Origin of the sequence: Aromatoleum toluvorans (assembly GCF_012910905.1) — a bacterium.
In the GTDB taxonomy this organism is placed as follows: Bacteria; Pseudomonadota; Gammaproteobacteria; order Burkholderiales; family Rhodocyclaceae; genus Aromatoleum; species Aromatoleum toluvorans.
The window spans coordinates 1-20,978 of sequence record NZ_WTVN01000054.1 but is presented as its reverse complement, the minus strand read 5'-3'; the positions used below and the strand labels follow the sequence as shown (position 1 = coordinate 20,978).

Sequence of the window (20,978 nt, the reverse complement as noted above, 5' to 3'; positions counted from 1 at the left end):
GCATTACTCACCCGTTCGCCACTCGCCGGCAGGCCGAAGCCCCCGCTGCCGTTCGACTTGCATGTGTAAAGCATGCCGCCAGCGTTCAATCTGAGCCAGGATCAAACTCTTAAGTTCAATCCAACAAGCACTCAAAGAAATCATTACTGACTTACAGTTGAGCACTCAATCTTTGCAACATTAAACCGCCGAAGCAGTTTCAGCCGCGCCAACCAAGCACCCACACTTATCGGTTGTCCAATTTTTTAAAGAACCGCTACCGAAGCAGCGAGAAAGAGATTCTGACAAACTCACTTCGTTTCGTCAAGCACCGCAGCAAACTTTTTTAAATCCGCCGCCGCGCTACCCACCTCTTTCCTGCCCCCACCGCCGCTGCCAAAGCCGCTGCAGCGCTGAAGAGGCGCGAATTATATAGACCTCGCAAACCCCGTCAAGCACTTTCGGAAACAAAAACCGAAAATCATTCGCTCTGATAAAAACCCGCCCCGCCGGCGTAATTCTCGAAACGCGTGCATTCGGCGAATCAAATCAGTGGGGACGATGCGGTCGATGCGCGAGGGCGGCGCAGCTTGCGAACAGTGATGCGCCGAACACGAGGTGGGTCAGGATGGTCACCCATCCGCGGGAGACGTCGAACCAGGGAAAGACGTAGGTGAAACCGTGGAGGTTGATGACGTAGATCGCTGCGCCGTAGAGGGCGCCGAGGCCGATGGCGGCGGAAGCGGTCATGCTGCGGGCGACGGGCCAGGCGATCAGCGCGTAGATCACCGACAGGACGAAGTGGATGGTCGCGGCCCATGCGAGGACATCCCAGTGCCAACCTTGATCGAGCTTCAATACGGACGGGCCCATGACGACCGCAGCGGTCAGGCGGGCATCGCGCAGGAGGGTACCGATGACGGGGGTTCCGTCTATCCACCAGAGCAGCATCTGGACGAAGGTGGCGACGGTACCGGCGACGAACGCGGCGACAACCGTGGCGGTGATCTCTTGCCGCAGGTTCATGAAGGCTCGCGCTCGTCCCAGACGATTTCGAGGGGCGCTCCCTGCCGCCAGAGGGTGGTGAGATGGTATTGGTTGATGGCTGCGGGTCGCATGCTCTCTCCCTTCAGAGCGTGAAGAAACGCTCGGGAAAGACAGGGTCGAGTTCGGCATCGCTCATGTCGACGGTTTCGATGAGCTTGAGCGTGGCATCGAAACTCTGGACCTTGAGCGGAAACAGGGTGCCCCGCTCGAACCAGACGCGGTAGCGACGCACGCCGTCCGCATCGGCGGCCGCGGTAGTGATTTCGACGTAGCGCGCGGTACGCTCGGAAATGGTGGCATCGACGGGATCGGTCATGGTGCCCTGAGCGCGGAGTTCGACCAGTTTCGCGATCAGCGTGCCGACGTCGGAGCGATCGACTCTGTGGCCGGCGGGGCTGCGGATCAGCGGGTTGTCAGGGGCGAGATCGAGGGTCGGGAAACGTCCCTTGCCGAAGGGACGGAGGTGGACGCGTCGCGTCGCGGGATCGTAGATGAGGATGGCGCCGCGATGGGGTTCGGCGAAATCCAGGCGTATCCAGCCCGGTTTGCGGTAGGCGTAGGAGATCACTTGCCGCAGGCCATCTGCGGAGAGTGATCGCAGCGTGACTCGGTAACCGTCGAGCGCACGGAACCGTGCCTGCGCACCATGCAACAGGTCTGCCGCGGCGGGCACCACGGCGCTCGGTGCGAGGGCAGGCATCGGAGGCGTCACGCGCGGGCTCCCCGGTGTCGGCCCACCCTGCCCAGCAAGGAGCGACTCACGCTGTTTTCCACGCGATCGTGCATGCAAGACCTGCGCAGCGGAGTGTCAGAAGGTGGTGCAGTGGAAGAAGCCGCGATGCCCGATGCACGTGGTCGATGTCGGCATCCGGCTGTAGCTCTCGTAGCGCTGCTGTGCGTTGAGCCGCAGGACGCAGTCGCGCCACTGATCGTTCTCGGCCTTGTAGCCGAGTCTTTCACACGCCGGACCATAGACCGTGATCATCTGTTCGACTTCGCGCTCGACCTGCGCGGCACGCTCGGCGGAGGTGGCGCAGGACGCGAGCACCGCGACGAGTGCCAGAAGGAGGGCAGTACGCATTTCAGGCTCCTTGCACATGGTTCGAGTTGTTGGTGTTCTTCTTACTTAGAGTGAGGCGCCCGCGAACGGGTTTCTGCTTGGGAGAGGAGTGGCGGGGCTGCCGTCCGGGTCGGAGGGCTTCGAGCGCGAAGCGGTGGTCGGGCGATGCCGGCCATTGCGGCCGGAGGATCAAGGCGCCGGGGCCGGGTGGGGAGAACCGCTTCAGCAGGCGGACCATGCCACTTTGGCCTGTTCCCGGCCGGGCGCGCGATCAGGACCTTCGCGGCATCCGACCTCGGCCCCACGGCTCCGGCAAGTGCGTTGACTGCAGTGCGGGAAAAAATATCCCGGTTTACGTGCGCGAGGTGCGCGAATATGCTCTGGCGTCCGAAAGCAGGCGCCGGATTCCCGGTCTGCACCGACAACAAGAACGGATCGACCGTGACAACCGCCGCATCAGACCACCCCCGCCCGCATTCGCCGTGGCATCTGTTCATCGCCTTCACCGTCCTTGCGCTGCAGGGTTTCGGCGGGGTGCTCGCGGTTGCGCAGCGCGAGCTGGTCGACCGCCGTCGCTGGATGACGCGGGAGGAGTTCGTCGATGCGTACTCGGTCGCGCAGCTGCTGCCCGGCCCCAATGTCGTCAATCTGTCGCTGATGCTGGGCGACCGCTTCTTCGGCTGGCGCGGCGCGTTCGCGGCGATCGGCGGGATGCTGTTCGCACCGCTGGTGCTGGTGATCGTGCTGGCCGCGAGCTACAACCAGCTTGCGAGTTTTCCCGCGGTCGCCGGGGCGCTGCGCGGCATGGGCGCTGTCGCAGCGGGACTGATTCTCGCGATGGCGCTGAAGATGCTGGGCACGCTGCGCAGGAATCCGCTCGGGCGGGTGCTGTGCGTGCTGCTCGGGCTGACAACCCTGGTGGCGGTGACGGTGTTCCGGGTGCCGCTCGCGTGGGTCGTGATCGGGCTGGGCACGGCGGGCTGGTGCATCGCGCGCTGGTGCATTGCGCGCCGCGAAGGAGGACAGCGATGAGCAGCCTGCCGCTGTCCGACCTGGTCGACCTTTTCCTGCGCTTCCTGATGCTGTCGCTGCTGTCGATCGGCGGCGCGATGTCGACGGCGCCCGAGATGCACCGCTTTCTCGTCGCCGAGCGCGGCTGGCTCGACGACGCCGAGTTCACGACGGCGATCGCGCTGGCGCAGGCCGCACCAGGGCCGAACGTGCTGTTCGTGCCGGTGCTGGGCTTCCAGGTCGCCGGCGTGGTCGGCGCGGCCGCTGCGCTGATCGGTATCCTGCTGCCTTCGACGCTGCTGTCGCTGGGCGTGAGCCGCTGGGGCGCACAGCGCCGCGACGCGCCGGCCGTGAGGGCGTTCACGGCCGGCTTGGCGCCCGTGTCGATCGGACTGGTGTTCGCGACCGGCTGGCTTCTCAGCCTGCCTTTCATCGCGGCACCGGAACACCGGCTGGGAGCGCTTGCGCTGATCGTCGCGACGATGACGGTGACACTGAAGACGCGGCTTGCGCCGATCTGGATGATCGTCGTCGGCGCAACGGCCGGCGCGCTGGGCTGGGTGTAAGGGAACAAGCCCGCGGGATGAGCCGACAGGCGCCCCGGCGACAGATATTTCTTTCGTTGTATCGCTGATACGACACGCCACTGGCGCGGAACCACAAAATCCGCCCCGACCAAATTGACACGCGTCAAAGCTTCCCCATATCTTTGACGCAACAATCCTTAACATAAATCGGCACTCCCGCACGAAAGGCGGGGTCGCAAAGCTTCCGGTCTACCACCTTCAGGTCACGATAGCGGGGTTGCCGGGCTCGGTTCGCGTGCAGCGATGCGGACGGGACCCGTGATGGTGTCGCGAGCGACAGTCTCTTCCCTGCCCTCCTGCGTTCGCATGCATGGGGAACAATTCCGCAGGCGAAGTCTATGCGCTCCGGCACAATTCGAACGGCGAGGCTCACTCGCGCGGCCGGCAGGTCGGCAGCGATCGGGCAGGCGCCGCCGAATAACAGTCACTGCGTGCAACTGCCTCACCCCGACCTCGCCAGACCGGTCGCGCCACGAAGAGCGTAAGCATGCAATCGACGATCAGCAGCGCCAACAACGATCACCGCAGGGCAGGAAGGCGCAGCACGCCGGTGTGTGCGTCGGTGCTCCAACGGCTCAAGGCGGGTTGAGCGATGGCAGCGCAAATGCCGAGGTCCTGTTGTTCGTCACGCCCCCTGCATGCCGCCGGAGCATTGTTGAAACAGGCGCGTAGCGCGCTGCCGCGGCTGTTTGCCGGCCGCGTGAGCATGGCGCGCTTCGTCGCGCACCAGGTCATCGTCTTCGTGACGCTGCTGCTGGTGGCGATCCAGCTGGTGACCCTGGTGGCGCTGAACTGGGCAGTGTCCGAGAATGCGCGCGAGTCCGTGCGCAAGGAAGTCGAGGTCGGACGGCGGATCTTCGCGCGCGTGATGGAGGATCGCACCCAGCAACTGACGACCGCCGCGAGCGTGCTGGCCTCCGATTTCGGCCTGCGCCAGGCGCTGATGAGCAGCGATCATGCGACGATCGTGTCCGCGCTGAATAATCACGCCGCGCGCATCAGGGCGGCGAAGATGATGCTGATCGGGCTCGATCGCAAGGTGCTGGGCGAAACGGCGGCGGGCGGCAACGGCGAGCATACCCTGTTCCCGTATCCGCGCCTGATCGAGGATGCCGAACGCAAGGGTGCTGCGTCCGCGATCGTGCTGATCGAACATGCGCCCTTCCAGCTCGTCGTGGTGCCGGTGCTCGCACCGGTTCCGGTTGCGTGGGTGATGGTGGCGTTCAGCGTCGACACCAAGCTCGCGAAGGATCTCGGCCTGCTCACCGGACTGGATGTTTCGTTCGCCACCTGGGTGCGCGACCGCGGCTGGAACGTTGCGGCGACGACGCTGCCGACGCCGGCGACACGCACCCTGCTGGGCGCGCTCGGGCCACCCGCGGGAACCACCGCGCCGCCGGTCGCCGCGAACCTGCTCGGCGCGGACTTCCAGCTTGCCAGTTCGGTCCTCGGCCGCGAGGACGACGGTGCGGTCGTCGCGATCCTGCAGAGCTCGCTGCGCGATGCGGTCGCCCGTTTCGACGCGCTGCGTGTGATCCTGCTCGTGCTCGCCGCCTTCAGCCTGTGCGCGACGGTCGCCGGCAGCCTGCTGATCGCCCGCAGCATCTCGCGACCGGTGTCGGCACTGGCCGAGTTCGCGCGCCGCATGGAGCGTGGCGACTATGACCATGGGCCGCCGGAAACGCGCTCCGACGAACTCGGCGAACTCGCGGCCAGTTTCAACCGCATGCGGCTCGCGATCGCCGCACGCGAGCAGCAGATCAAGTCGATGGCGCTACAGGATGCGCTGACCGGCCTGCCCAACCGTGCGCTGTTCAACGAGCGCCTGCAGCAGGCGCTGGGCATCGCCCGCCGGCTTGCGCAGCCGGTGAGCGTGCTGCTCATCGACCTGAACCGCTTCAAGGAGGTCAACGACACGCTCGGCCACCATGTCGGCGATCGCCTGCTGTGCGAAGTCGCGGACCGCCTGCGCATGGTGCTGGAGCGTGCATCCGATACGCCCGCGCGCCTCGGCGGCGACGAGTTCGCGGTGCTGCTGCCCGCCGCCAGTGCGACGATGGCCGAGGCGGCCGCCCGCAAGATCCTCCTGACCTTTGCGGCGCCGGTAGTCGTGGAAGGGCGGCAGCTGGACGTCAGCGGAAGCATCGGCATCGCGACCTTCCCCGAGCACGGCGACGATCCGAACGTCCTGATGAGCCGGGCCGATGCCGCAATGTACGTGGCCAAGCGCAAGCGTCTGGGTTACGCGCGTTATGACGCCAGCTATGACACGGAAACCGAGAACCACGGCCGGCTGTCGCTCACCGGCGAACTGCGCCAGGCCATCGCCAGGAACGAGCTGGTCCTGTATTACCAGCCGCGCCTCGACCTCGCGAGCGGCGAGATCACGGGCGTGGAAGCGCTGGTGCGCTGGCAGCATCCGGAGCGCGGCTTCGTGCCGCCCGACCAGTTCATTCCCTTCGCCGAGCAGACCGGCTGTATCCGCGACATCACGCAATGGGTGATCGGCCGCGCCTTCGAGCAAGGTGCGCGCTGGCGTGCGGCGGGGCTGGCGCTCGCGGTGTCGATCAACCTTTCCGCACGCGACCTGCTCGGACCCGAGCTGCCGCGGCGCTTTGCCGAACTGCTCGCGAGCCACGGCGCCTCGCCGCACTGGTTCCTGCTGGAAATCACGGAAAGTGCGATCGTCGATGACCCGGTACGCGCGCTCGAAACGGTGACGCGGCTGCACGAGATGGGATTCAGCCTGTCGATCGACGACTTCGGCACGGGCTATTCGTCGCTCGCACAGTTGAAGCGCCTGCCCGTGGCCGAACTCAAGATCGACAAGAGCTTCGTGATGGACATGGCACGCGACCCCGATGACATGACGATCGTGCGCTCGGTGATCGACCTCGCCCACAACATGGGACTGAGCGTCGTCGCGGAAGGCGTCGAGACCGATGAAGTGCGCGAACTGCTGTACGACATGGGCTGCGACTACCTGCAGGGCTATCACATCTGCAAGCCGCTGCCGGCCGAACAGCTCGAAGGCTGGCTCGCGCGCGGGGCGGCACAACACTGCAACAAGGGAGAAATCACATGAGGTTCGGAGACCGGGTCGCCTGTGTCGCACTCGGCCTGTGTGCCACCCAGGCATCGGCCAACCTGCTCGATGAGCTGGGCGTCGAACTGGTCTATGACGACAACCTCACGCGCGCGCAACTGGCGCGGGACATCAAGGGCGACCTTGCACTCGCCGTCTCCGGCGAAGCGGGGCCGCGTTTCCAGCTCACGGACTACGACAGCCTGTCCGTGAAGGCCAGCGTCACCGGCACCAAGTATCGGCATTACGAAGGGCTGGATAACCTCAACGCGGGCCTCGCGCTGACTTATCGGCGGAAGTTCGGCCTCGGGCCCTACGTGCCCCAGTTCGCGCTGACCGGATCCGCGACGCGGCTCGAATACGACAGCCGCCTGCGCGACGGATGGCTGTACGCGGCGGAGGCCGAGGCGAGCAAGCGCGTGTCGGACCGCCTGGCGCTGCACGCCTTCGTCCGCAGCGAGCGGCGCGAATCGGACCACACGCCCGAGCGCGTCGTCCCGTTCATCCGCGCCAACGTGTTCGACCTGGGCAGCCGCAGCGTCGGCATCGGCGCCGACTTCGCCTGCGCCCCGCGCTACCTCGTGTCGGTGGGCTACACTTGGCACCGCGGCGACATCGTGTCGACGACGCAGCGCAACCTGCCGATCTTCCTCGCATCCAGTGCAATCGCAGCGGATCCGGTGTTCGGCAACAACACCTTCGCGTACACGATGCGGGCACGAACCGGGGTGGCGAGCATCGGCGTGAGCCGCGAAATCGGCCGCCAGGCAACGTTCGGCATCGGCTACGAATACCGCAACAGCCGCGCGGATGGCGGCATCGACTACAACGGAAGCCTGTTCCGCGCGACCTATCTCTACGGGTTTTGACTGGCGATGTGCACACGTTCCCTGAAGATGCCCGCACGCTACCGACGCAGCGTCTCCGCCGGGGTCGGCGGCGGCGTGCTGGCGGCACTGCTCGCCCTCCTGCTCGCCGCGCCTGACGCCACCGCGGGGGAGATCCGCGCTGCGGTGCGCGACCGCGACGGCAAGCCCGTCGCCGATGCGGTCGTGGTCGCCGTGCCGGCCGCTGGAACGGCCTCGGCCAGCCACCCGGGCGTCGCCGAGGAAGACCAGCGCAACAAGGAATTCGTCCCGCACGTGCTGCCGGTGCAGGCCGGGACGCGCGTGAGTTTTCCGAATAACGACAACATCCGGCATCACGTCTATTCCTTCTCGCCGGCCAAGACCTTCGAGCTGCCGCTTTACAGCGGCACGCCGGCCTCGCCGGTGCTGTTCGACAAGCCCGGCGTCATCGTCCTCGGGTGCAACATCCACGACTGGATGGTCGGCTACATCTACGTCTCCGAAAGCCCCCACTTCGCGAAGACGGGCGCCGACGGCAAGGCGACGCTGGGCGGCCTGCCCGGCGGGGACTACACGCTGCGGGTCTGGCATCCGCAGCTCGAAGGCGGCGAGCAGGCGACCGCGCGGCAGCTCGCGGTGCCGTCGAGCGGCGCGGTGGATGCGGCCACGACGATCGGACTGGTACCGGACTTCCGCGCCCGGCGCGCACCGACACCCGGCCGCGGCGGTTACTGAGCGCGGTGGGCTGCGCCGGCGCGGCGCTCAGGGTTTTTGCGGCAGCTGGATCGCCTTGTATTCGAGGAACTCTTCCAGGCCATAGACACCGTTCTCGCGCCCCAGGCCCGACTGGCGATAGCCGCCGAAAGGTGCGCGCGGATTCCACGGTGCGCCGTTGATGTCGATCTGGCCGCTGCGGATGCGACGCGCGACGGCCAGCGCATGCTCGTCGCTGCCTGCCCACACGCCGCCGCCCAGGCCGTAGATCGAATCGTTCGCGAGCGCGATCGCGTCCTCGTCGCCGTCGTGCGGCAGGATCACCAGCACCGGGCCGAAGATCTCCTCCTGCGCGACGGTCGCCTTGCGGTCCTCGACGACCAGCACGGTCGGTGCGACGAAGAAACCGCTGCCGGCTGGTGCGGCGTCGGGGCCGCCGGCGACGAGCGTCGCCCCTTCGGCGATGCCGCGGCGGATGTAGCCCACCACGCGCTCGCGCTGGACGTCGGAGACGAGCGGGCCGAGCTTGCTGTCTTCGGCGAACGCCGGCCCGACCTTGAACGCTGCCGCCGCGGCGGCGGCGAGTTCCGCGGCCTGGGCGAGCTTCGCGCGCGGCACCAGCATGCGCGTGTGCGCCGAGCAGGTCTGGCCGGAGTTGAGCAGGCAGCTCGACACCGAGCCCTTCACCGCGGCGGCAAGGTCGGCGTCGTCGAGGATCACCGACGCCGACTTGCCGCCGAGTTCCAGCGCGACCTTCTTCACCGTCGCCGCAGCAAGCTCCGCGACACGGCGGCCGGCGCGCGTCGAGCCGGTGAAGGACACCATGTCGACGCGTGGATCGGACGCCAGCACCTCGCCGACGACCGGGCCGTAGCCGGTCACGAGGTTGAACACGCCCGCCGGCAGGCCCGCCTCGGCGATGATGTCGGCGAGGATGAAGGCGTTGATCGGCGCGACCTCCGAGGGCTTCAGCACGACCGTGCAGCCGGCCGCGAGCGCCGGAGCGACTTTCAGCGAGATCTGGTTGAGCGGGAAGTTCCACGGCGTGATGGCGCCGACGACGCCGATCGGCTCGCGCACGACGAGCGAGTTGCCGACGCGCTCTTCCCACGGGAACTCGCGCGCGAGCTTCGCGTAGTGCTTCCAGCTGCCGATCGGCCCGGCGACCTGGAAGCGCCCCGCCATCTTCAGCGGCATGCCGACTTCGTGGGCGATCGCGGCGGCGAGTTCGTCGCGGCGCGCTTCCAGTCCGGCGGCGACGCGCTCGATATGGTCCGCACGCTCGGCCGCGGGCAGGCGCGACCACGCATCGAACGCGGCATGCGCCGCCGCGATGGCGGCTTCCGCATCCGCGGGAGCGCCTTCGGGAATGCGGGCGTAGACCGAGGCGGCGCTCGGGTCGATCACGTCGATCAGGCCGGCGCCGGCCGGGGCGACCCAGCGGCCGCCGATGTAGAGCTTGTCGCGCAGGATGGTCATCGGGTTCTCCTCGGGAAGGGAAACCCGCCGATTCTAGCCCGCCAGCCCGTACTTCCGGATCTTGTCGTGCAGCGTGGTCTTCGCGACCTGCAGCGCTTCGCTGCTGCGCGCGAGGTTGCCGTTCTGGCGGCGCAGCTCGGCGGCGATCAGCGAGCGCTCGAAGTTCTCCACCGCTTCGGCAAGCGAGGCGCCGCGCGCTTCCGGCGACGGCGTGGTGCCGAAATCGCGGCGCAGGCCGAGCACCAGACATTCGGCGGCGTTGCGCAGTTCGCGCACGTTGCCCGGCCAGGCGTGCGCCATCAGCTGCTGCATCTGCTCGCGGCCGACTTCGGGGATGGGGCGCTGGTGCTGCTGCGCGGCCTGCAGCATGAAGTGTTCGAGCAGCAGCGGGATGTCCTCGCGCCGTTCGCGCAGCGGCGGCAGTTCGACGCGCGCGACGTTGAGGCGGTAGTACAGGTCGGCGCGGAATTTCTGGCGGTCGGCGAGTTCGCGCAGGTCTTCCTTGGTGGCGGCGACGACGCGGCACACGACCGGGATCAGCGCGTTGGAGCCGAGGCGCTCGACCATGCGCTCCTGCAGCACGCGCAGCAGCTTGATCTGCACCGCCATCGGCATCGACTCGACTTCGTCGAGGAACAGGGTGCCGCCGTTGGCGTGCTCGATCTTGCCGATGCGGCGTTTCTGCGCGCCGGTGAAGGCGCCCGCCTCGTGGCCGAAGAGTTCGCTGTCGATGAGGTTGTCCGGCAGGCCGCCGCAGTTGAGCGCGACGTAGTTCGCCGCGCTGCGGCTGGAGAGGTCATGCAGGCAGCGCGCGACCATTTCCTTGCCGGTGCCGGTCTCGCCGACGATGAGCACATCGACGCTGGTGTCGGCGAGTTCGAGCAGCAGGCGGCGCACCCTCTCCATCTGCGGCGAGCGGCCAATCAGGCGCGCTTCGATCGCGTCGCGATGGTCGAGACGGCGGCGCAGGCTTTCGACTTCCATCGTCAGCGCACGTTTTTCCAGTGCGCGGCTCACGACCTCGACGAGGTGATCGGGCGAAAAAGGCTTGGGGATGAAGTCGTAGGCGCCGCTGCGCATCGCCTCGACGGCCAGCGTCACGTCGCCGTGGCCGGTGATCATGATGACCGGCAGCGCCGCATCCTGGGCGACCAGCGCGCGCAGGAGCTGCATGCCGTCCATACCCGGCAGGCGCATGTCGGTGACGACGACGCCGGGGAAATCCGGGCCGACGAGGCGCTGCCCCGCTTCGGCCGAGGCGACCGCCTGCACCGGGATGCCGGCGAGTTGCATCGCCTGCTCGCAGCCGAGGCGCACGTTCGGATCGTCCTCGACGATGAGGACTTTCAGCGCCGGAGATTGGTTGGGTTGCGAGGAAGGGGAAGAAGTCATGCCTGTTGATCTCCGGCCGCCGGCAGGTCGAGCGTGAATACGACGCCGCCGTCGGGATGGTTGGCGGTGAGGTCGCCGCCCGGAATTCTAGTTCAGTCCGGCCGACGAGTCCTCTCACCGTCCCGCAGAGGGCCTCAGTGCTGCAGGATCTTCGCGAGGAACTGCTGTGCGCGCTCGGAACGCGGGTTGGCGAAGAAGGCCTCCTTGCTGTCGTCCTCGACGATCTTGCCGTGGTCCATGAAGATCACGCGGTGCGCGACGCGCTTGGCGAAGCCCATCTCGTGCGTCACGCACATCATCGTCATGCCTTCCTGCGCCAGCTCGGTCATGACGTCGAGGACCTCGTTGATCATCTCCGGGTCGAGCGCCGAGGTCGGCTCGTCGAACAGCATGCAGATCGGGTCCATCGCGAGCGCGCGGGCGATCGCGACGCGCTGCTGCTGGCCGCCCGAGAGCTGGCCGGGGAACTTGTGCGCGTGCGCCTTGAGGCCGACGCGGTCGAGGAAGTACAGGCCCTTCTCGGCCGCCTCGTCCTTGTCGCGCTTGAGGACCTTGACCTGTGCGAGCGTGAGGTTGTCGCGGATCGTCATGTGCGGGAACAGCTCGAAGTGCTGGAACACCATGCCGACGTGCGAGCGCAGCCTGGAGAGGTTGGTCTTGGGCGCGCCGACGGAGGTGCCGTTCACGTGGATCTGACCGTCCTGGAAGGGCTCGAGGCCGTTCACGCACTTGATGAGGGTGGATTTGCCGGAACCGGAGGGGCCGCACACGACCACCACCTCGCCCTTGTTCACGTGGGTGCTGCAGTCGGTGAGGACCTGGAAGCTGCCGTAATGCTTGCTGACCTTGTCGATCGTGATCATGACGATATCCTTGAATGCGTAGCTGTTCGGTAGGGGACGCGACGGCGCTCAGGCACGCTGCAGGCGGCGCTGGAAGTGGCGCACGGCCTGCGAGGCGGCGAAGCACAGGACGAAATAGACGGCGCCGGCGAAGAGCACCAGCTCGACGAGCCGGCCGTCGCGGTCGCCGACCTTGTAGGCCGCGCCGAAGAAGTCGGCGAGCGCCGACACATAGACGAGCGAAGTGTCCTGGAACAGGATGATCGCCTGCGTCAGCAGCAGCGGCACCATGTTGCGGAAGGCCTGCGGCAGCACGACGTGCAGCATCGCCTGCGGATAGCTCATGCCCAGCGCGTGGGCGGCGGCGAGCTGGCCCCGCGGCACCGACTGGATGCCGGCGCGGATGATCTCGGCGTAATAGGCCGACTCGAACAGCGCGAAGCCGATCATCGCGGAGGCGAGGCGCACGTCCGAGCCCGGCGGCAGGCCGAGGAAACTCTCGAGGAACTTCGGCACGATGAGGAAGAACCACAGCAGCACCATCACCAGAGGGATCGCGCGGAAGAGGTTCACGTAGCCCGCGGCGGCCCACGCGAGCGGCTTGATCGAGGACAGGCGCGCCATCGCGAGCAGCGTGCCCCACACGATGCCGGCGACGATCGCGAGCGCCGTGATCTCCAGCGACACCATCAGGCCCTGGCCGAGGAAGCTCAGCGAACCGGGGATCGACGACCAGTCGAATTCGTAGGAACCGAACATTTCACTTGCCTCCGAGGTAACCGGGGACGCGCACGAGGACTTCCACCTTGCGCATCAGCAGCATCACGACGACGTTGATCATCAGGTAGGCCACCGTCACTGCGACGAAGGACTCGTAGGGCTGCGCGGTGTAATCGACGAGTTGGCGGCCCTGCGCGGCGAGTTCGAGCAGCCCGATCGTCGAGCACACCGCCGAGTTCTTGAACACGTTGAGGAATTCGGACGTGAGCGGCGGCACGACCAGGCGGAAGGCCATCGGCAGCATCACGTGGCGGTAGGTCTGCGGCAGCGTGAGCCCCAGCGCAAGGCCGGCGTTCTTCTGCCCGCGCGGCAGCGCGTTGATGCCCGAACGCACCTGCTCGGCGACGCGCGCGCTGGTGAAGAGGCCCAGGCACACCATTGCCGCGACGAACTGCTGCGCGACCGGGTTCAGCGCCTTGAAGGCGTTGCCGGCCACCGCCGGCAGCAGCTCGGGCAGCACGAAATACCAGAAGAAGAGCTGCACCAGCAGCGGGATGTTGCGGAACATCTCGACGTAGGCCGTCGCGCCGAAGGCCAGCCCGCGATGCGGCACGGTGCGCAGCACGCCCACCACCGCGCCCAGCAGCAGCGCGATCACCCACGCCGACAGCGACAGCAGCAGCGTCGTCTGCAGGCCGGCGATCATCCAGTCGAGGTAGGTGCCGTCATTGACCGCGCTGGGGAGCAGAAACACGCCCCAATTCCATTGGTATTCCATGCAAGACTCCAGAAACATCGGAGGAAAAGGCCCCTGCGGCCGCGATGGGCGCAGCCCGGCCCTGCCGCCGACGCGCGTGGCGTCTGCGGTAGGGGATTTTCAGGGGCGGGAGCCCGGCGGGTCGGCCGGGCGGGAGGCTCAGTACTCCCAGAAGATGCGCTGCAGCTCCTTGCTGTCCTGCGTGCGGGTCAGTGCGACCGCGGCGAGGATGCGCGCCTTCTGCGGGTTGAGGTCGTGGGAGACGACCCAGTCGTACTTGTCGTCGGGCTGCTCGGCATTGCGCAGCACGAAACCGCCGCCGGTCACGCGCGCCGAGCGGATCACCTGCACGCCCTTGCCGCGCAGCTCCTGCAGCACCGGCACGATGTGCTTGGCGACGGAACCGTTGCCGGTGCCGGCGTGGATGATCGCCTTCACGTCCTTGCCGAACGCACGATAGGCCATGTCGCTCATGTTGCCGTAGCCGTAGGCGATCTCGACGGGCGCGAGCTTCTCGATCTTGTCGATGTCGAACTCGGAGTTCGTCGTGTGGCGCTTCACCGGCGCACGGAACCAATAGCCCTTGCCTTCGACGACCATGCCCAGCGCGCCCCACGGGCTCTTGAAGGCCTCGGTGCGGATGTTGATCGCCTTGGTGACGTCGCGCCCGCTCTGGATCTCGTCGTTCATCGTCACCAGCACGCCCTTGCCGCGCGAGTCCTTCGCCGCCGCGACGGCGACCGCGTCGTACAGGTTCAGCATGCCGTCGGCCGACAGCGCGGTGCCGGGGCGCATCGCACCGACCACGACGATCGGCTTGGCGGAGTGCACGACGAGGTTCAGGAAGAAGGCCGTCTCCTCCAGCGTGTCGGTGCCGTGCGTGACGACGATGCCGTCGACGTCGTCCTGCTTCACCAGCGCCGAAATGCGCTTGCCCAACGTCATCAGCTGCTCGTTGGTGAAGCTTTCGGACGCGATCTGGAACACCTGCTCGCCGCGCACGTCCGCGACGTCGGCGAGTTCCGGCACGCCGGCGATGAGCTTGTCGACCGGCACCTTCGCGGCCTGGTAGGTCGCGCTGTTGGCAGCGGTGGCCCCCGCGCCGGCGATCGTGCCGCCGGTGGCGAGGATGACGACTTTGCTCTTGGCATCGGCGAAAGCGGTGCTGCTGGACAGCGCCAGTGCGGCGACGAGCGCCAGCATGCGGCCGGCGGTCCAGCCCTTGGTGTTACGCACTTGCATGGTTGTCTCCTTGTTTTTGCGCCCCCTGCGGGGGCATTTCTCGTTGTAGCAGCGGCTTATTCAAACGGGCGGTCGTTCGGCGTCTTCATCAGCTTCTTCATCGCCTCGGACATCGGGAAGTTCAGGTTGATGCTCTTCGGCGGGATCGCCGCGAGGAACCATTTGCTGTAGATCGCCTCGGCTTCGCCGGACGTCATCGTCTTCGCGATCGCCGCATCCACCACCTTCTTGAACTCGGCATCGTCCCTGGCCATCATGCAGCCGTACGCTTCATACGACTGCGGCGTGCCGGTGATGGCCCAGTCGGCCGGGCGCTTGGCCTTCGCCAGTTCGCCGTAGAGCAGCGCGTCGTCCATCATGAAGGCCACCGCGCGCCCGGTTTCCAGCGTCAGGAAGGACTCGCCGTGGTCCTTGGCGCTGATGATGTTCATGCCGAGCTTCTTGTCCTCGTTCATCTTGCGCAGCAGGCGCTCCGAGGTGGTGCCGGCGGTCGTCACGACGTTCTTGCCCGCGAGCTGATCGAAATCCGTCACGCCCGAATCCTTCTTCGTCATCAGGCGCGTGCCGACGACGAAGATCGTGTTCGAGAAGGCGACCTGCTTCGCGCGCTCGGCGTTGTTCGTCGTCGAGCCGCACTCGATCGCGACGGTACCGTTCTGCACCAGCGGGATGCGGTTCTGCGACGTGACCGGCATCAGCTTCACCTGAAGGGCCGGCATCTTGAGCTCGGCTTTGATCGCGTCGACGACCTTCAGCATCATCTCCTGCGAATAGCCGACCACCTGCTGATTCTGGTCGTAATACGAGAACGGGATCGAGGACTCGCGATGACCCAGCGTGATCGTGCCCGTCTCCTTGATCTTCTGCAGCGTACCGGCCTGCGCGACGGCGGGCACGAGGGCGATGGTGCCGGCGGCGATCAGGGCGGCGAGGGTGGCATTCAGGGGCTTGCGCAGCTGCATCATGTCTCCTTTGGTATGACGGGATAAAAGATCCCGATGGGCGCAAACCATTGCAGACGGCGTGCCAGCTTTTTTGCTGCGTCGCGCAAGAGGTCAAGGGCTTGATATCCGAGACCTGCAGGTCTCTGCGTTGTGCGCCCCCGTTCGGAAATCCGAATCCTGGTCACCGCCGGCGTTCGGTTTTCCGAACACCTCCACCCGGTCGCGCGTTGTCCTCACGCAGCCGCACTTCATGCCGTCCGCGTGAGCGCAAAAGACAGGCGGCGCCCGGTGTCCCGGACGCCGCCTGGACTCGCAACGCGCGGCGGCTCAGCTCACGCGGACTTCGATCTTGCGGGGACGGACTTCCGAGCGTTTCGGGATGTTCACCGTCAGCACGCCATCCAGCTGCCCAGCATGTCCCCCACCTCCTTTCCGGAAGCCTGATGCATTTCCTCCGTCTACCGCTTGATCACGTCGCCGGCGTCCACCACCCGCCGATGCTCTTGTCCGTCCCCAGCGCCCACAGCGCGAGCACGGCGACGACGAGACCGACGAGCACCGCATTTCCCATCGCCGCCGTGACCCCCGCAAAGCCGAGAATCCACGGCGAGGCCACGAGCCATGCACCAATGGCGACGCTTGCCCACTCTTCCCAGGCCGCGACCTTGATGAGCTCGAACAACGCGAGTGCTGCGATCAGCGCACCGGCCATCACCGCATTCCAGGTCGGCGCCGCCTCCATCGCGTAGGAAAACGCCCACGGAGATACTCCGAGCCACACGCCCAGAATGAGGTTCACCGGGTCTTGCCAGTGTTTGACTGTTGCAGACATGGTCATCCCTCCGCATATGACGAATGCAGATCACCGTCTGACCGCGAGGGAAGACTGCGGATGGTCGTCACCCGGCTTGTTGCTCGACTGACTACCGCGATCCGGTGCGCACGACCGACCCGCCGCCTTGCCCTGGGGTCATCCGGGTACCTTCACGTTGGTATTGACCGCCGCGGCCGGAGCCGGTTCCCGCCCCACGTCCCCGCACGGCGCCGATGCAAGGGCGCGATGAAATCGGCCGCCGGCAGCGGTCGTCCGACCACGAAACCCTGGACTTCGTCACAACCGTGGGCACGCAGGTTCTCCAGTTGCTCGACCGTCTCGACCCCTTCGGCGACGACCTTGAGGTTCAGGCTGTGCGCGACCGCGACGATCGCGCGCACGATCGCGGCGCTGTCGGCGTCGTGCGCGATGTCGCTGACGAACGAGCGGTCGATCTTCAGCGTCGCAACCGGCAGCCGCTTCAGGTAGCTCATCGCCGAATAGCCGGTGCCGAAGTCGTCGATCGACAGCTGCACCCCCAGCTCCCGCAGCTTGCGCAACACCTCCACCGATTCGGGCGCGCACTCCATCAGACTGCTCTCGGTGATCTCCAGCTCGAGGTAGCACGGATCCAGCCCCGTCTCGGCGAGCACGCGCGCGACGATCTTCTCGACGCCATGGCGGAACTGGCGCGCCGATACATTCACGGCTGCGCGCAACGGCGGCAGCCCCGCCAGCTGCCACGCCTTGTTCTGCCGGCAGGCAGCGGCAAGCGCCCATTCGCCGATCGACTCGACGAGGCCGGTCTCCTCCGCGATCGGGATGAAGCGGGTGGGCGCCACCCGTCCCAGTTCGGGCTCGTCCCATCGCGCCAGCGCCTCGAAACCGACGATATCTCCGCTGGCGATATCGACCTGGGGCTGGTATTCGAGCACCAGTTCGCCACGCTCGGCCGCACCACGCAGGCGTGTCTCGAGATCGAGGCGGTCGAGCACCTGGGTCTTCATCTGCGGCGTATAGAACTGGTAGGTGCCGCCGCCTTCACCCTTGGCACGATAGAGCGCCGTGTCGGCGTTCTCGAGCAGGGCCGCGGCATGCGCGGCATCGCCCGGGAACAGCGTGATGCCGACGCTCGCGGCCGCATACACGGTATGGCCGACCAGTTCAAAGGGCTGCGACGACAACGCCGCGAGCAGCCGCTCCGCGACGACCACCGGCTCGCGCAGATGGAGGAAGTCGGGCACGAACGCGGCAAAGGTGTCGCCGCCGAAGTGGGCCAGCGTGTCGCGCGGCAGGCAGGTGGCGAGGCGCCCGGCGACCGCCTGCAACAGCAGGTCGCCGTAGGCATGTCCGAAGGACTCGTTGATCGCGTTGAACCGATCGAGATCGAGCAGCAGCACGGCTACCGCACGGCGATCCGCGCGCGCCCGGGCGACCGCCGCCTCGAGGCGTTCGGAAAACAGTTGCCGGTTCGGCAGGTCGGTGAGCGGATCGTGCAGGGCCATGTGGCGCAACTGCGCCTCGTGGGTCGCCCGGAGATCGAGCGACAGCTTGCGCATGCGCGCCAGCACCTGCAGGCGCACCTGCAACTCGGCCTTCTCGATCGGCGTCGCGATCAGCTCGTCGACGCTTTGCCACAGCTGTTGCGTGCCGAGGCCGGCGCCGCGCCGCGCAGTCACAAACAGGAAGGGCAGCAGGATCGGCTGCTCACGCTCCTTGCGCGCAGCGATCGCGTCGCGCAGCCGCTCCAGCGCCGGGCCATCGACGATGCCGAGGTCGAAGGGCTGCTCGAGCGCCCCCGCACTCTCCCCGACCACGACCTGATAGTGCGGGGCGAGCCACTCCGCCAGCAGGCGGCGGTTGCGGCGATGATCGAGCAGGAGCAGGACGCGCGTCACGCCGGCTCCTCCAGCAGGCCGCGCACCATCTGCGCAAGCAGCTTCGGCGACAGGGGTTTGGGCAGAACCGCCCGCGCCCCGCAGCGTGCGCCATGCAGTTGCACGGAGGGTATCGCGCGCCGCCCGACCAGCACCAGCACCTCGATCTGGCGCTCGCGCAGCCGGCGACAGCGATCCCACACGGCGATGTCGAAGCCGTCGACATCCACCAAGGCGAGCGCGATCCCGCCGGACTGCGCGAGCACCGCGTCGAACTGCGCCAGATCGGCCGCGCACAGAGTCTGAAAACCGTTGCCCGACAGGCATTGGAGCAGGAGTGCGAGATTGCGCGGATTGCGGTCGACGACGAGGACGGCCCGCGGTGACACACTGTTCATTGGGGCGAGGCTCCGGATTCGTGCCGCCACTCCGGTGTGCCGGTCAGAATGCCGCGCAGGTCGGTGAGGGGCTTGCCGACCTTGATGCCGTCGGCGGTGATCTCGATTTCGCGCAAGGTCTTCTCGAAATCGCCGAGGCGCTTCTTGAGCACGCCGATCGCCTTGCGCAGCTCACCGCGCACCTCGAGATAGCGCAGAAACACGATGTTGTCGGCCAGATAACCCAGCCCGGTCTCGGTGGCCTGGAAGTCGCCGGTGATCGACTCGACTTCGTCCACCAGCACCACGGTCACGCCGCGGTTGCACAGGTCCCGGCATAGGGCATGAAGGTCGCTGACCAGGTCATCACCGCGCAGCGACAGCCGGAATCCGGCGATGCTGTCGATCATCACGGTGCGCGCGCCCTGACTTTCGATGTCGCGCACGACCTCCCGGTAGAACTCCGCGGGCGAGAAGCGCAATGGCTCGATCTGTTGCAGCAGCAGCGTGCCCTGCCCCATCAGCGAGCGCACGGGCAGCTTGATGGCGTCGCAACGGTGCAGGATCATCTCCACGCTCTCGTCGAACGTATAGACGATGCCGCGTTCGCGGTGCGCCGCAACTTCCTTGAGCAACTGCAAGCACAGGGTCGTCTTGCCCACGCCCGACGGGCCGCTGACGATGGTCACGGTGCCGCGCTCGATGCCGCCGTGCAGCAGCTCGTCGAGGCCGGGCACCCCCAGGGACCGCAGCTCGCCGGCAACGTCGCCGCGCGGCGGGTCCGGGACGAGCCGCGGGAAGATCGTCATGCCGCTGTCGCTCAGGCGCAGCGAATGCCAGCCATCGCGAAAGCCCGAACCGCGGAATTTCGCGACGTTCAGGCTGCGCCCCTGCGGCGTCGCGGCGAGGGTGATCACGCCGTCGGCCATGAACTGCAAATCCTCGTCGGGGGCGGTCGGACTGCCTTCGGAAGTGAACAGGACCGTTGCGCCCTGCCCGACCAGAAAGCGCAGGAAAGACAACACCTGCTTGAAGAAGTGGAACGGCTCCGCCGCCAGGTAACGGAACTGCGTCATCGCGTCGAGAAAGACGCGCTGCGGTCGCAAGGCTTCGATTTCGCCCACGATGCGGCGGGTGATCGGCTCCAGATCGACCTCCGCCGGCGAAAAGATGTCGTAGGAGCCGGCCTCGGCGAAAAACTCCGGCGTCGGCGACAGATCGAGAAAACTCACCCGCTCGAGATCGAGGCCCAGCGAGGTCCCGTTCTGTCGCAACTGCTTCTCGGGCTCGGCGAGCGTGATGAAGAGGCAGCTCTCACCCTCCCTCGCCCCCGACGCGAGGAAGTGCAACCCCAGCATCGTCTTGCCCGTTCCGGGACCGCCGCGCACGAGATAGGCACGGCCCTTGATGAAACCGCCGCACAGCACCTCGTCCAGTCCGTCGATGCCGCTGCAGATGCGCAATCCGAGATCGTCCAGATTCATGGCTGGATACTCCGCTTCCATGACCCGGTACCTTTGACCTGCACGAGCGTGTGCGGTTGCGTCGCGGACCTCGTACTGCCGGCCGCGATGTGCGCACCGTCGCCAAAACCTACATGCTGATGGACACCCTGGCGAAAGCCTGCCGCTCCCGACTCGCGGCGATGGCGGCCGGCCCGGCCCGCATGCCGACCCGGTTCGGGTTGAACCTGGGGTTGGAGGTCACGAGTCGCGGGTCCGACAGTAGCAGTAGACGAACTTCTGCGTGCCGCCCGACGGCGTGCGGTGCGCTTCCTCCTCGTGCCGGACGAGTTCGAACGACGCACCAAATTCGGCATGGAGGCCGTCGGCGGTGTAGCGCATGACCGGCAGGCCGCTGCACTGCAGGGGCCCGTCCTCCGCGAAGGTGGACACGATGACATGCCCGCCCGGTTTCACCGCGCGCAACACGGCCGCGACGTAGGCGTGGCGCTGCTCGGGGGTCGTGAGGAAATGGAAGACCGCGCGGTCATGCCAGAGATCGTAGGCATGGCGCGGAAGGCGGACCTTCGTGATGTCGGCCTCGACCCACCGGACGCCCTCGGCAGCGGCACCGAGGCGCTTGGTAAGGCGCAGGCCGTGGGCCGGATTAGCCGCCATGCGCCGGGCAATGCCCAGCGCCGCGGTCTCGAGCTCGGCTGCGGGTACCACCTCGGTCACGAGGCCCCACGCGAGCGCGGTCT

20 protein-coding genes, 1 rRNA gene and 1 riboswitch are annotated in these 20,978 nt (G+C 66.9%); of the genes, 5 read left to right on the top strand and 16 right to left on the bottom strand.

Annotation, left to right across the window (positions count from 1 at the left end):
- The 4 genes from GPA22_RS21150 to GPA22_RS21135 form a co-directional block, all read right to left on the bottom strand.
- Positions 1 to 117, bottom strand: a 16S ribosomal RNA gene (locus GPA22_RS21150); the annotation flags it as partial.
- Positions 118 to 528: 411 nt separating this feature from the next.
- On the bottom strand, positions 529 to 1,005 hold the full coding sequence (locus GPA22_RS21145; RefSeq protein WP_169258052.1) for a hypothetical protein: 477 nt from the start codon (positions 1,003 to 1,005) through the stop codon (positions 529 to 531).
- A 103-nt stretch (positions 1,006 to 1,108) separates the two neighbouring features.
- Positions 1,109 to 1,726: a LolA family protein gene (locus GPA22_RS21140; RefSeq protein WP_169258051.1), complete on the bottom strand. Its 618-nt coding sequence runs from the start codon at positions 1,724 to 1,726 to the stop codon at positions 1,109 to 1,111.
- 108 nt (positions 1,727 to 1,834) lie between these two features.
- Positions 1,835 to 2,107, bottom strand: a complete 273-nt coding sequence (locus GPA22_RS21135) for a hypothetical protein (protein WP_169258050.1) — start codon at positions 2,105 to 2,107, stop codon at positions 1,835 to 1,837.
- Positions 2,108 to 2,527: 420 nt separating this feature from the next.
- Between GPA22_RS21135 and GPA22_RS21130 the strand changes: the two genes are divergently transcribed.
- The 5 genes from GPA22_RS21130 to GPA22_RS21110 all read left to right on the top strand — a co-directional run bounded on the left by GPA22_RS21130 (position 2,528) and on the right by GPA22_RS21110 (position 8,352).
- Positions 2,528 to 3,118 (top strand): chromate transporter, encoded by a 591-nt coding sequence (locus GPA22_RS21130; protein ID WP_169258049.1) that lies wholly within the window; start codon positions 2,528 to 2,530, stop codon positions 3,116 to 3,118.
- Positions 3,115 to 3,663: a chromate transporter gene (locus tag GPA22_RS21125; RefSeq protein ID WP_169258048.1), complete on the top strand. Its 549-nt coding sequence runs from the start codon at positions 3,115 to 3,117 to the stop codon at positions 3,661 to 3,663. The genes GPA22_RS21130 and GPA22_RS21125 overlap by 4 nt, the downstream gene beginning before the upstream one ends.
- A gap of 160 nt (positions 3,664 to 3,823) precedes the next feature.
- Positions 3,824 to 3,909, top strand: a riboswitch (cyclic di-GMP riboswitch).
- A 430-nt stretch (positions 3,910 to 4,339) separates the two neighbouring features.
- Positions 4,340 to 6,769: a bifunctional diguanylate cyclase/phosphodiesterase gene (locus GPA22_RS21120; protein ID WP_246264603.1), complete on the top strand. Its 2,430-nt coding sequence runs from the start codon at positions 4,340 to 4,342 to the stop codon at positions 6,767 to 6,769.
- A complete protein-coding gene (locus GPA22_RS21115; protein WP_169258047.1) occupies positions 6,766 to 7,638 on the top strand; it encodes a hypothetical protein in 873 nt (290 codons plus the stop codon). Before GPA22_RS21120 ends, GPA22_RS21115 begins: the two co-directional genes overlap by 4 nt.
- A gap of 6 nt (positions 7,639 to 7,644) precedes the next feature.
- Positions 7,645 to 8,352 (top strand): hypothetical protein, encoded by a 708-nt coding sequence (locus GPA22_RS21110; protein WP_246264601.1) that lies wholly within the window; start codon positions 7,645 to 7,647, stop codon positions 8,350 to 8,352.
- A 27-nt stretch (positions 8,353 to 8,379) separates the two neighbouring features.
- On the opposite strand, the gene GPA22_RS21105 is transcribed toward GPA22_RS21110, so the two are convergent.
- From GPA22_RS21105 to GPA22_RS21050, 12 genes are all read right to left on the bottom strand, one after another.
- Positions 8,380 to 9,810, bottom strand: a complete 1,431-nt coding sequence (locus GPA22_RS21105) for an aldehyde dehydrogenase family protein (protein WP_169258046.1) — start codon at positions 9,808 to 9,810, stop codon at positions 8,380 to 8,382.
- Between the two features lie 33 nt (positions 9,811 to 9,843).
- A complete protein-coding gene (locus GPA22_RS21100) occupies positions 9,844 to 11,202 on the bottom strand; it encodes a sigma-54-dependent transcriptional regulator (protein ID WP_169258045.1) in 1,359 nt (452 codons plus the stop codon).
- 134 nt (positions 11,203 to 11,336) lie between these two features.
- Entirely contained in the window at positions 11,337 to 12,065 is a 729-nt protein-coding gene (locus GPA22_RS21095; protein WP_169258044.1) for an amino acid ABC transporter ATP-binding protein, read from the bottom strand.
- 48 nt (positions 12,066 to 12,113) lie between these two features.
- Positions 12,114 to 12,803: a glutamate/aspartate ABC transporter permease GltK gene (gene gltK, locus GPA22_RS21090; protein ID WP_169258043.1), complete on the bottom strand. Its 690-nt coding sequence runs from the start codon at positions 12,801 to 12,803 to the stop codon at positions 12,114 to 12,116.
- Position 12,804: 1 nt separating this feature from the next.
- Positions 12,805 to 13,542, bottom strand: coding sequence for an amino acid ABC transporter permease (locus GPA22_RS21085; protein WP_169258042.1), 738 nt, complete (start codon positions 13,540 to 13,542; stop codon positions 12,805 to 12,807).
- 138 nt (positions 13,543 to 13,680) lie between these two features.
- Positions 13,681 to 14,763, bottom strand: a complete 1,083-nt coding sequence (locus GPA22_RS21080) for a type II asparaginase (RefSeq protein ID WP_169258041.1) — start codon at positions 14,761 to 14,763, stop codon at positions 13,681 to 13,683.
- Between the two features lie 56 nt (positions 14,764 to 14,819).
- The gene (locus GPA22_RS21075) at positions 14,820 to 15,728 is read right to left on the bottom strand and encodes a glutamate/aspartate ABC transporter substrate-binding protein (protein WP_281374161.1); all 909 of its coding nucleotides are present in this window, start codon (positions 15,726 to 15,728) and stop codon (positions 14,820 to 14,822) included.
- 448 nt (positions 15,729 to 16,176) lie between these two features.
- Positions 16,177 to 16,539 carry an SPW repeat domain-containing protein gene (locus GPA22_RS21070; RefSeq protein ID WP_169258039.1) on the bottom strand — a complete coding sequence of 121 codons (363 nt, stop codon included), beginning with the start codon at positions 16,537 to 16,539 and terminating at the stop codon, positions 16,177 to 16,179.
- A gap of 152 nt (positions 16,540 to 16,691) precedes the next feature.
- Positions 16,692 to 18,419, bottom strand: coding sequence for an EAL domain-containing protein (locus GPA22_RS21065; protein WP_169258038.1), 1,728 nt, complete (start codon positions 18,417 to 18,419; stop codon positions 16,692 to 16,694).
- On the bottom strand, positions 18,416 to 18,796 hold the full coding sequence (locus GPA22_RS21060; protein ID WP_169258037.1) for a response regulator: 381 nt from the start codon (positions 18,794 to 18,796) through the stop codon (positions 18,416 to 18,418). The genes GPA22_RS21065 and GPA22_RS21060 overlap by 4 nt, the downstream gene beginning before the upstream one ends.
- The gene (locus GPA22_RS21055; RefSeq protein WP_169258036.1) at positions 18,793 to 20,259 is read right to left on the bottom strand and encodes an ATPase domain-containing protein; all 1,467 of its coding nucleotides are present in this window, start codon (positions 20,257 to 20,259) and stop codon (positions 18,793 to 18,795) included. Before GPA22_RS21055 ends, GPA22_RS21060 begins: the two co-directional genes overlap by 4 nt.
- Before the next feature lie 219 nt (positions 20,260 to 20,478).
- Positions 20,479 to 20,978 (bottom strand): methyltransferase domain-containing protein (locus GPA22_RS21050; protein ID WP_169258035.1); only part of this gene is annotated, 500 nt, incomplete at its 5' end.